Consider the following 11,144-nt stretch of genomic DNA (forward strand, 5'->3'; position numbering starts at 1 on the left):
GAAGCAGGAAGCGTTCCGTGGTAGATCCAACTGATCCGGTGGTATTGGCAGATGAGTCTGTGATTGCCGGTCTGGACTATTGGCGTGAACTGCCGATCAAGCAGCAGCCTGACTGGCCCGATTCGGATGCCGTCGGCCGCGCAAGCGCACAGATCGCCTCCTTCCCCCCGCTCGTCTTTGCCGGTGAGGTCGATATCCTCCGTGAGCGTCTCGCCCGGGCTGCCAGCGGCGATGCCTTCCTTCTCCAGGGTGGCGACTGCGCTGAGACGTTTGCCGGTGCCACCGCCGACCAGATCCGGAATCGGGTGAAGACGCTCCTGCAGATGGCCGTCGTTCTCACCTACGGCGCCTCGATGCCCGTCATCAAGATGGGTCGGATGGCCGGTCAGTTCGCGAAGCCGCGGTCGAGTGACACCGAGACCCGTGGCGACGTGACGCTGCCCGCTTACCGTGGTGACATCGTCAACGGTTACGACTTCACGCCGGAGTCCCGCCGCGCGGACCCCAACCGCCTCGTGCAGGGGTACCACACGGCTGCGTCGACCCTCAATCTCATCCGTGCGTTCACGCAGGGCGGGTTCGCCGACCTGCGTCAGGTGCACAGCTGGAACAAGGGCTTCGCCTCGAACCCGGCCAACCACCGTTACGAGCAGCTGGCCCGTGAGATCGACAAGGCGATCCGGTTCATGGAGGCAGCCGGTGCGGATTTCGACGAGCTCAAGCGGGTCGAGTTCTACACGGCACACGAAGCGCTGCTCATGGACTACGAGCGGCCGATGACGCGGATCGACTCACGCACAGGCACTCCGTACAACACGTCGTCCCACTTCGTCTGGATCGGGGAGCGTACCCGCGACCTCGACGGCGCACACGTCGACTTCCTCTCCCGGGTGCGCAACCCGATCGGTGTGAAGCTCGGCCCGTCGACGACACCGCAGGCGATGCAGGAGCTCATCGACAAGCTCGACCCGAACCGCGAGCCCGGTCGTCTCACGTTCATCACACGAATGGGCGCAGGCAAGATCCGCGATGCGCTTCCTCCGCTTCTCGAGGCCATCAAGGCGGCCGATGCGAACCCGCTGTGGGTCACCGATCCGATGCACGGCAACGGCATCACCACACCGAACGGGTACAAGACCCGCCGGTTCGATGATGTCGTCGACGAGGTCAAAGGCTTCTTCGAGTCGCACAGGGCGGCGGGAACGCACCCCGGAGGCATCCATGTCGAGCTGACGGGCGACGACGTGACCGAATGCCTGGGCGGGTCGGAGCACCTCGATGAAGCTTCGCTGGCCACGCGATACGAGTCGCTCTGCGACCCGCGCCTGAATCACATGCAGTCGCTGGAGTTGGCGTTCCTCGTCGCTGAGGAGCTCGGCAAGTAGACACACACGAGACGGCGCCCGGCAACTGTCCGGGCGCCGTTCGTCGTTCGCGACTCCTCCGCAGAACCCGTGGCGCAGAACCCATGACTCCAAATTCAGGAGATTCTGCCGACACGCCGCGCTGAGAGCGCGACCATACGGCGTGTCGTCCAGCTTCTCCTGAATTCGGAGGGGTTGTGTGCGGATGCCGGGACGCACGGATGCCGGGACGCACGGATGCAGCGACAGGGCCGGGCGCAGCGTGACCGGACCCCGGCGCTACGGGGCTTCGAAGAGGTAGGCGGTGATGGTCACCGTCGACCCGCGCTTGATGCTCTCACCAGCTGCCGGGTCGGTTGAGTCGACGGTGAGCAGCGGACTGCCCCAGTTCGGCTCGGCGATGTCACTGACCACCTCGACCACGAAACCAGCGTCCTCGAGGGTCTTCTTCGCCGCGGCGACATTGTCGTTCAACACGTCGGGGACCTCGACGAGGTCGACGCCCTTCGAGACCACGAGGCTGACGGTATCCGTTGGCCGGATGGTGCCGTCAGGGAGCTTCGCCGAGAGAACCAGACCCTTGTCGATGGTGTCACTGAATGACTCCGCGACCTCCTCGGCCACAACGAGACCGCTCTCAGTGAGCGCAGTCCGTGCGGCATCCGGTGTCAGTCCGACGACGTTGGGGATCGCTCCAGCAGACACGACGAGGTCGACGGTCTCGCCCTGGAGGATCACACCCCCGGCCGAATAGTCGGCCTCCGTCGCGGGGTTCTGGGCGGAGATGACGGCACCGGATGCGACGTCCTCGTTGTATTGCTCATCCACGGCGCCCAGGGTCAGACGGTTGTCGGCGAGGAAGGTCTCGGCATCCGCCCTGGACATCCCCGCGAGCGCTGGAACCTCGACCTCCTGTCGGCCGAGCGAGATGTTGATGGTCACGGTCGAGTCTTTGCCGACCTGGGTTCCGGAAGCGGGATCGGTACTCGACACCAGTCCTGCGGCGACGTCGAAGCTGTTCTCTTCGCCCTCGACCACGATGAGACCGAGACCCGTGAGGGTCTCCGTCGCCTCCTCAGGGGTCGCATTGACGAGGTCAGGGATGAGGACCTGAGACCCGGGGCCGGCACCGAAGTACCAGCCCGTGCCTCCTGACACTGCGGCGAGGAGCACGACGAGCGCGAGGATCCACCAGCCCTTTGCCCGGCGCTGTGCGGTCTTCGCCCTCAGCGTCGACACCGCGTCGAGCGGAGCGACCGGATCGGTCGACATGTTGGCGGATGTGAGTGCCTGGGTGAACTCGGCGGTGTCACTGATCGGCTGAGCCGCCGGCATCAGCATCGTCGGCTGGTGCGACGTCGTCGACGGACCGAAGCCGAGTTGCTTCTCCACCTCACGGAGGCGTTCGAGAAGTTCGCGAGCGTCGCTCGGTCGCTCGTCTGGTGTCCGCTCGGTCGCCCAGAGCACGAGATCGTCGAGGGGGTCGGGGACGGATGGGGTCACCACGCTCGGGCGCGGCACCGATTCGTTGGCATGCTGGTAGGCGATCTGCATCGGCTGCTCGCCCTTGTACGGCTGCTCGCCGGTGAGCATCTCGTACATCATGATGCCGAGGGCGTAGATGTCGCTCCTCGCGTCAGCCACCCCGCGGGTGACGAGTTCGGGGGAGAGGTACGCGATCGTTCCGAGGAGGGACTGCCCGGTTGCCGTGTTTGCACTGGCGGCGCGGGCGAGCCCGAAGTCACTGATCTTGATCCGGCCGTCGTCGGCGAGGAGCACGTTCTCGGGTTTGAGATCACGGTGGATGATGCCGGCCCGGTGTGCGGCGGCGAGGCCGCTCGTCACGGCATCCATGATGTCGACCACCTGCCGTGGGGTCAGCTTGCCGTGGTCGCGCAGGAGGTCGCGGAGGGTGATCCCCGGCAGGTACTCCATGACAAGGTAGGCCAGATCGGAGTCCTGCCCCTGGTCGAAGACACTGACGACGTGCGGGTCGGCGAGCCGCGCAGCGCTGCGTGCTTCCTGCACGAAACGGTTGCGGAAGTTGCTGTCGTCGGCCAGGTGGCCATGCATGACCTTGATCGCGACACGGCGTTCCAGACGACGGTCAGTGGCAAGGTAGACAGTCGCCATGCCGCCGCGAGCGATCCGCGAACGCACCTCATACCGGTCGTCGATGAGACGACCGATCATGGGGTCGGTCTGCTGGCTGGTTGTCACGCTTTGAATTGTAGGGAGCGCGGTGCGCTCAACGCTGGCAAAACACCGGCGTCGCCCGCAATGGCGCGATATTCGTGACCGGATCGTGAGCAAACGGCTCGATGAGCCCCGAACGGGTGGCGACGGCGATCAGCCGAGTTGTGCGAGCCAGGCCCTCGCGGACGACTCCCACTTGGCGTACGCATCGGGGTGGCCCGACTTCTGCACGGCCTGAGCCGCGGCGGTCACAGACATCGATGTCCAGCCCGGGATATCGAGAAGACCGATGGTGAGGCCCTGGTTCGGATTGCTGGATCCGCCGAAGAACGCCTTCGTTGCCCGCACAGGATCGAGAACCTGCGCTTCGGTTCCCCAGCCCTGGCTCGGCCGCTGCTGGAAGAGACCGAGCGAGTCGCGGTCGCCGAACTGCACATTTCGGAGGCTCGATTCCTGGGCTGCCGCGGCGAGGGCGATGACGAGCGCTTCGTCGCTGACGCCGATCGCGCGCCCCGTCTGGACGATGATCAGTGCGTTCGCCGCCATCTCCGAACTGAGAGGGGTGACGGCACCCGCAACGGCCTTCGGGGTCGGAACGGGTGCGGGCGCAGGCGGAGACACCGGCGTCGCTGCCGGGGGAGCGACCGCTGTTCCTGCCCCGGGGATCGCCAGGGACTGGCCGGGGTAGATGATGCTGTCTGCACCGAGTCCGTTGGCGGCGAAGACGGCGGCGACGGTGACGCTGTGAGCTCCGGCGATTCCGCTCACCGTGTCACCGGAGACAACCGTGTAGCTGGTGGCGGGAGCCGGCGCCGGCGCGTCAGCGGGCGGGGCAGGTGTCGCAGTCGCGCCGGTGAGTGTGAGTGTCTGTCCAGGGAAGATGAGGCTCGACCAGCCGAGTCCGTTGAGGGCGAGGATCGATGCCGTTGCGAGCCCGAATCGCGAGGCGATCCCCGAAATCGTGTCTCCGGATGCGACGGTGTACTGCGCGGGGGCCGCCTGCACGGCGACCGGCGCAACCGCCAGGGGGGCCGGCGCCGAACTGGGTGAACTCGAGCGGGGTTTCGGGGAGGATGTCGAGGCGGATGCCTCCGTCGGCATGGCCACCTGCATGCTCGCGGCGAGCGACCCGCTCAGAAGAAGAGGAAGAGTGAGGTTTCGCGCGCGCTGCCGCGCCGCGACCGCGGGTCGGGAAGTTGACGTTCGTGTTGCCATTCCATGGCCCCCATTCGTGTGTCATCAGCCCCTCAGAGTGACATACCGGCGCGTCGGGAGTCAATCACTGTGACAGATGAGGTTTGGCGTAACACGTCGGAAACAGAACAGCAGGTCCGTGGGCGCTGGTCGACGTGTCACACTCGTACGGTGACAGATGTGTATTCAGAACGACAGTGGCTGACCATTCCCGACCTGGTCGAGAAGCTCGGCCTGACGCCCAGCCGGATCCGGCGCCTGATCGAAGAGCGCCAGCTCCTCGCGGTGAAGATCGACGGCGTGCTCAGCGTGCCAGCGGTTTTCCTCGACGACGAGGACGTGCCACTCAGCGAACTCCGCGGCACGTTCTTCGTGCTCGCTGACGCGCGGTTCAGTGATGATGAGGCCATGGAGTGGATGCTCAGCGTCGAGGAAAGCCTCGGAACGGCACCGATCGACGCGCTGCGTGCCGGTCGGAAAGCCGAAGTCCGTCGTGTCGCGCAGGCACTCGCCTGACCTCAGCGCCCGGTTAGAACGTCCGCCGCGTGACGGCATCCGCGAGTTCGCGCAGGTTCGCGACGGCCTCAGGCGCGAGTGGTGCCGCCTCGAGCGCAGCGATGGCGGTGGCCACCTCGGCGTCTATTCTGGCCTCGACCTGTTCGACGGCCCCTGACTGGCTGATCGTGGCCTGGAGTGACGCGATCTGTTCTGGCGTGAGGTCCGGATCGCCGAGCAACTCGTCGAAGATCCGCCGTGCTGTCGGCGGGAGCGCTGCCCGGGTGAGAGCGACGAGGACGGTGCGCTTTCCTTCGAGCAGGTCGTCTCCACTCGGTTTGCCGGTGACGGATGCGTCGCCGAAGACCCCGAGCAGGTCGTCACGCAGCTGGAACGCGACGCCGAGGGGCAAGCCGAATGCCCGGAGCGCCGACACCTGTTCCGTCGTGGCACCGGCCAGGAAGGCACCGATGGCGAGCGGGCTCTCGACGGAGTACTTCGCCGACTTGTAGATGAGCACCTGACGGGCCCTGGCAAGCTGATCGTCCTCTGAGCGGGTGTTCCACGCCCTCTCTTCGAGGATGTCGAGATACTGCCCGGCAGTGACCTCCGTGCGCATCCGGACGAACTCGGCGCGCGTGGCGCGGGCGATCGGCGGGACACACTCCGATAGAGCCTCATCGAGAAGCTCATCGCTCCAGCCGAGGAGGAGGTCCCCGAACAGAACGGCGGCTGCGCGACCGTATGCGTCCCCGTCTCCTGACCACCCCTCGGCCGCGTGCAGGGCTTCGAAACGCTTGTGCGCTGCAGGCGACCCGCGGCGGGTGTCCGAGTTGTCGATGATGTCGTCGTGGACCAGGGCGGCAGCGTGGAAGATCTCGAGTGCGCCGGCGACGGAGACGACGGATGCCAGTGCGTCTGCGGTCGTGATCGACGCTCCGGAGACACTGTGCCAGCCCCAGTAGCAGAAGCTCGCCCTGAACCTCTTGCCACCGCTGAGAAACTCCCGAGAGAACAGGGAGAACGAGGCGAGGTCCCGGCCAACCTGCGCGAGAATGGACTCCTGCGAGGCCAGGAAAATGTCGATCCGCGACTGGACCAGGTCGTTCAGGTTAGCGGTTTCACTCACAGCGCTAGCCTAGCCATCTGCGCATGGCTAGAATTGCGAGTGATGGACCTGCGTCGCACCCGAGTTGGAGGGGAACATCATGCCACTGTCTGAACAGGAGCAACGGCTTCTCGATGAGATGGAGCGCAACCTCTACCGGAACGACGCCGACTTCGTGTCGACTGTCGGAGACCGGCGGGGCCGCCCCACCTATCGCAGCATCGCGCTCGGAAGCGTCATCACCATCGTCGGTGCTGTCGCGCTCGTGCTCGGAGTCGTCCTGCAGCAGCCGATCGTCGGCATCCTCGGGTTCGGCGTCATGCTGGCGGGTGTGATGGTCGCCATCACCCCAGGCAAAGCAACCGCTGAATCCGCCCGCGACAGTGAGAGCTTCGCCTCCGCGTCGACCGGCGGATCCGCCAAGACCTCCACCACGTTCATGGATCGCATGAACGACCGGTGGGACAAGCGCCAGGACGACCGCTAACCACTCCACTCCACTCCACGGTTCTGAATCCCGGAATCTGAGTTCGATCAGGCCGACCCTCGGGTCGGCCTTTTTTGTGCCCGAAAGCCGGCCGTCGCGTCCGGTCGCCGGAATCACCGTGTCCGCACGATGACATCCGTCGGTCGAAGCGCTCCTCGGAGCCCCTCATTGCTCCATTTCCCTCCACCAGCGAGATCCCTGTGAATACTGGGGTTCGCGATCGGGTTTACGCGCAAAACTGCCGATTTCGTAGATTTGTGGTGTGAAGTGGAGTAAAGTGGAGAACACCTGAAGGTTGGCCGGAACGAGAGGGGGGCGACGCGATGTTTCTTGGCACCTACGCCCCCAAGCTCGACGAGAAGGGCCGCATCATCCTGCCGGCGAAGTTTCGCGACGAACTCGCCGGGGGAGTGGTCATGACCCGCGGCCAGGAGCACTGCGTCTACGTGTTCAGCAACCGTGAGTTCGAGTCGCTCCACGAGAAGATCCGTCAGGCCCCGGTGACGAGCAAGCAGGCGCGCGATTATCTCCGCGTCTTCCTCTCGGGTGCCAGCGCTGAGACGCCGGACAAGCAGCACAGGGTCACCGTCCCTTCCACCCTCCGCAACTACGCCGGGCTCAGCCGCGACCTCACCGTCATCGGCGCCGGTTCACGCGCCGAAATCTGGGACACCGAAGCCTGGGAGGCCTACCTGGCCGAACAGGAAGCCGCATTCTCCGACACCGCCGAGGAGGTGATTCCCGGGCTCTTCTAGTCCCTTGAGCCTGACTCCCAGCCGTTCACGCGCCCTGACACACTTCCCCGGTGCCAGGTCGGAATGGATGGGGATCAGGCCCCAGGGGCCACCGGACATCTCATGGAACTCGACAACATCCACACCCCCGTCCTGCTCGAACGCTGCATCGAGCTGCTCGCCCCCGCGATCAGCCATCCTGGCGCCGTCCTTGTCGATGCAACCCTCGGAATGGGCGGCCACACCGAGGCGTTCCTCGACCGGTTCCCCGACCTCGTGCTCGTCGGCCTCGACCGCGACCTCGATGCACTCGCGATCGCCGAGGAACGACTCAAACGCTTCGGCTCCCGGTTCCACCCGGTCCACACGGTCTACGACGGCATCCGGGACGCACTCGACGGACTGGACATCGCCGCGACCAGTGGCATCCTCTTCGACCTCGGCGTCTCCTCGCTGCAGCTCGACCGGGTCGATCGAGGCTTCTCCTACTCTCAGGACGCACCGCTCGACATGCGGATGGACGCCACGAGCGAACTCACGGCCGCCCACATCGTCGCCACCTACCGGGAGGGCGACCTCCGACGGATCTTCGAGGACTACGGCGAGGAGAAGCTGGCCGGGCGTTATGCACGCAAGATCGTCGAAGCGCGTTCAGAGACTCCGATCACCCGCTCAGGTCAACTCGTACAGCTGCTGCAGGAGGCCACTCCTGCCGCGGTGTCTCGGGCCGGTCACCCGGCGAAGCGGGTGTTCCAGGCTCTCCGCATCGAGGTCAACACCGAGCTCAGCGTTCTCCGCGCCGCGATCCCTGCAGCGCTCGACACGCTCGAGGTCGGCGGACGGATCGTCGTGCTTTCGTACCAGTCGCTCGAGGACCGCATCGTAAAACGCGATCTCCAGGCCGCAGCCGCATCAACATCGCCTCCCGGGCTCCCGGTCGAGCTGCCAGAACACTCCGCCCGCTTCCGACTTCTCGTCCGTGGAGCAGAGCTGGCATCAGACGAAGAAAAAGCAGTGAACCCGCGCGCGACACCCGTTCGCCTGCGCGCAGCAGAACGACTGAAGTTGAGGAACCCATGAGTGCGACAGCCGCAGCCAGTCATCCCCGCCGCGCATTCGCGCCCGCGCCACACGAGAGCGCGCCTCGCCCGGTCCGCGCTGTCCCGGCTGCTGCCGCTCGACGTGCACGCCCGAAGCTCGCATACGCCGTCGTTGCCGTCGCCGGCGTGCTCACCATGGTCGTCGTGCAACTCCTCCTCAGCGTCGGCCTCAGCCACGGCGCATATGAGATCTCGTCACTGCAGCGTCAGGAGACGACGCTCGGCTGGCAGAAGCAGGCGGTTGCCGGCGAACTCCTCGAGGTCTCGTCGCCGCAGTTCATCGCGGCCAACGCCCAGGCGCTCGGCATGATCATCAACGGGACCCCGGCGTACCTCCGTCTCTCGGACGGCGCCGTCATCGGTGTCCCGGCAGCCGCGACCACCGAAACGGACATCCCTGTCGGGGCGGCGAACCTCGTCGCGAACTCGCGGATCGACGGCGTTCCTCTCGTCACCGTTCCCGGTGCGAGCGTCGACGCGGATGCCTCAGGCACGGGCGTGGCTACCCCGGAGGAGCCGGTCGCGCCTTTATCGTTGGATGATGGCATTCCCGCGCCCCAGACCCGCTAGGCGCCTGATCCTCGGATGCCTCGGTTCAAAGGACGACGTGCGGTGAAACACTCACTATCGACGCGACGGCGGGTGACACTCGCCGTTCTCTGTGTTGTCGTCATCGTCGGTGCATTCGTCGTGCGGCTGGTCGACATCCAGGTCGTCCGGGCGAACCAGCTGGTCACGGCCTCCCTGTCGAAGACCTCGGGTGCCGGAACGATCTACGCCCCACGTGGCAACATCGTCGACACCAACGGCGTGCTCCTCGCTGGCAGCGTCACCCTGTTCGACGTCACCATCTCACCGAAGGACGTCGACGAGATCAGCCGGAAGGACGACGACGGCAACACGGTCACCGTCCCGGCCGAGGAGGCTCTCGCCGAAGTCGCCGCGATCACCGGACAGAAACCGGAAGACCTGCAGAAAGTCGTCGACGACGCCCTCGAAGCGGATGCCGCAGCGAACTTCGCCTATTTGGCGCGCGGCGTCGACTACGACACGTATCAGGCGCTCACCGACCTGAAGAAGCAGGGCACCTGGTGGATTTACACCCAACAGACCTCCGGTCGCACCTACCCCAACGGTGCAGTTGCCGGTGGAGTGCTCGGCTACGTCGGCAGCGACAACGAGGGGCTGGGTGGTCTTGAGATCGCGCAGAACGACTGCCTCACCGGTGTGAACGGCCAGCAGGCCTTCCAGCGGAGCAAAGACAACGTCGCCCTCCCCGGTACGACCGTCGTGACGAAAGAGGCGCAGCCGGGCGGCGAGCTCAAGCTCACCATCGACAGCGACCTGAACTGGTACCTCCAGCAGCTCGTCGCGTCGCAGGTTCAGGCACAGGGAGCGGCGTGGGGTACCGTGACCGTCACCGAGGCCAAAACCGGGAAGGTCCGGGCGATCGCTGAGGCCCCGTCACTCGATCCCAACAACATCTCCGCGACAGCGGCCGAAGACCGGCGCTCCTACGTGTTCCAGGACCGGTTCGAACCCGGTTCCGTGTTCAAACCGCTCACAGCGGCATCCCTCATCGACTCGGGACTCGCGACGCCGGCATCGCAGGTCGTCGCCGAATACAGGTACAAGCCCGAGAACGGCGCAAGCATCAAGGATGCCCTGCCCCACGAGCGGCAGCAGCTGACCCTCGCCGGTGTTCTCCAGACGTCGTCGAACACGGGGACCAGTCAGCTCGGCGAGAAGCTGAGCGCCGAGAAACGCTACAACTACCTCGACGCCTTCGGGATCGGCCACAAGAGCACCATCGGCTTCCCCGGTGAGCAGCAGGGCGTACTGCACCCCTGGCAGGAATGGGACAACCAGACCTACTACACGACGATGTTCGGGCAGGGTGTCGACGTCACCGGAATCGAACTTGCCGGCGCATATCAGGCACTGGCAAACATGGGAGAGAAGCTTCCGCTCCAACTGATCGAGGGATGCGAGTACCCGGACGGCACCATCACCGACGTTCCCGAGACACCGGACGGCACGCGGATCGTCTCCGAGGATGCCGCCCGCCAGACCCTCGGCATGATGGAGACGGTCGTCACGAACGGCTTCCTCGCCGACGATCTCGAGATCCCCGGGTACCGCGTCGCCGCGAAGTCCGGAACGGGTGAACAGATCATCGACGGTATACTTCAAGACACGTTCTTCTCATCGATGGCCGGAGCTTTTCCGGCAGACGACCCCGAGTACGTGGTGACCGTGACCCTCAAAGATCCGCTGTACAAGCGTTCGAGCGCCGCGGCGGCACCCGTCTTCAAAGAGGCCGTCCTCCAGGTGATCAAGAAGTACGGCATCCCGCCGTCGTCCACCCCAGGCGCGGAATACCCGGGCACCTACTAACCCATGCGCGCGGGAACAGATACGCTCGCGCAGGCCGCACCGATCCTGTCGTGCCGGAAAGATTTCTCT

At 65.5% G+C, this 11,144-nt stretch carries 10 protein-coding genes; 7 read left to right on the top strand and 3 right to left on the bottom strand.

What is annotated here, in order from left to right; translation table 11 throughout:
- Positions 1-59: 59 nt before the first annotated feature.
- Positions 60-1,385: a class II 3-deoxy-7-phosphoheptulonate synthase gene (locus IWX78_RS04335; protein ID WP_196832716.1), complete on the top strand. Its 1,326-nt coding sequence runs from the start codon at positions 60-62 to the stop codon at positions 1,383-1,385.
- A 258-nt stretch (positions 1,386-1,643) separates the two neighbouring features.
- Here the strand turns inward: IWX78_RS04335 and pknB are convergent, their stop codons facing one another.
- Together pknB and IWX78_RS04345 are read right to left on the bottom strand one after the other, a co-directional pair.
- Entirely contained in the window at positions 1,644-3,584 is a 1,941-nt protein-coding gene (gene pknB, locus IWX78_RS04340) for a Stk1 family PASTA domain-containing Ser/Thr kinase (RefSeq protein ID WP_334684559.1), read from the bottom strand.
- A gap of 129 nt (positions 3,585-3,713) precedes the next feature.
- A complete protein-coding gene (locus IWX78_RS04345) occupies positions 3,714-4,775 on the bottom strand; it encodes a LysM peptidoglycan-binding domain-containing protein (protein WP_196832238.1) in 1,062 nt (353 codons plus the stop codon).
- A gap of 159 nt (positions 4,776-4,934) precedes the next feature.
- On the opposite strand from IWX78_RS04345, the gene IWX78_RS04350 reads away from it, so the two are divergent.
- A complete protein-coding gene (locus tag IWX78_RS04350; RefSeq protein WP_442929205.1) occupies positions 4,935-5,270 on the top strand; it encodes an Rv2175c family DNA-binding protein in 336 nt (111 codons plus the stop codon).
- Between the two features lie 13 nt (positions 5,271-5,283).
- Here the strand turns inward: IWX78_RS04350 and IWX78_RS04355 are convergent, their stop codons facing one another.
- Complete coding sequence (locus IWX78_RS04355; protein ID WP_196832240.1) at positions 5,284-6,378, bottom strand: polyprenyl synthetase family protein; 1,095 nt, start codon at positions 6,376-6,378, stop codon at positions 5,284-5,286.
- Between the two features lie 79 nt (positions 6,379-6,457).
- On the opposite strand from IWX78_RS04355, the gene IWX78_RS04360 reads away from it, so the two are divergent.
- From IWX78_RS04360 to IWX78_RS04380, 5 genes are all read left to right on the top strand, one after another.
- A complete protein-coding gene (locus IWX78_RS04360; RefSeq protein WP_196832241.1) occupies positions 6,458-6,844 on the top strand; it encodes a DUF3040 domain-containing protein in 387 nt (128 codons plus the stop codon).
- Positions 6,845-7,167: 323 nt separating this feature from the next.
- Positions 7,168-7,599, top strand: coding sequence for a division/cell wall cluster transcriptional repressor MraZ (gene mraZ / locus IWX78_RS04365; protein WP_196832242.1), 432 nt, complete (start codon positions 7,168-7,170; stop codon positions 7,597-7,599).
- 102 nt (positions 7,600-7,701) lie between these two features.
- Entirely contained in the window at positions 7,702-8,658 is a 957-nt protein-coding gene (gene rsmH, locus IWX78_RS04370) for a 16S rRNA (cytosine(1402)-N(4))-methyltransferase RsmH (RefSeq protein ID WP_196832243.1), read from the top strand.
- Entirely contained in the window at positions 8,655-9,248 is a 594-nt protein-coding gene (locus tag IWX78_RS04375; protein WP_196832244.1) for a hypothetical protein, read from the top strand. Before rsmH ends, IWX78_RS04375 begins: the two co-directional genes overlap by 4 nt.
- A 42-nt stretch (positions 9,249-9,290) precedes the next feature.
- Positions 9,291-11,075 carry a peptidoglycan D,D-transpeptidase FtsI family protein gene (locus tag IWX78_RS04380; protein WP_196832245.1) on the top strand — a complete coding sequence of 595 codons (1,785 nt, stop codon included), beginning with the start codon at positions 9,291-9,293 and terminating at the stop codon, positions 11,073-11,075.
- Positions 11,076-11,144: the final 69 nt, after the last annotated feature.

Source organism: Mycetocola sp. CAN_C7, assembly GCF_015752285.1.
Classification (GTDB): domain Bacteria; phylum Actinomycetota; class Actinomycetes; order Actinomycetales; family Microbacteriaceae; genus Mycetocola_A.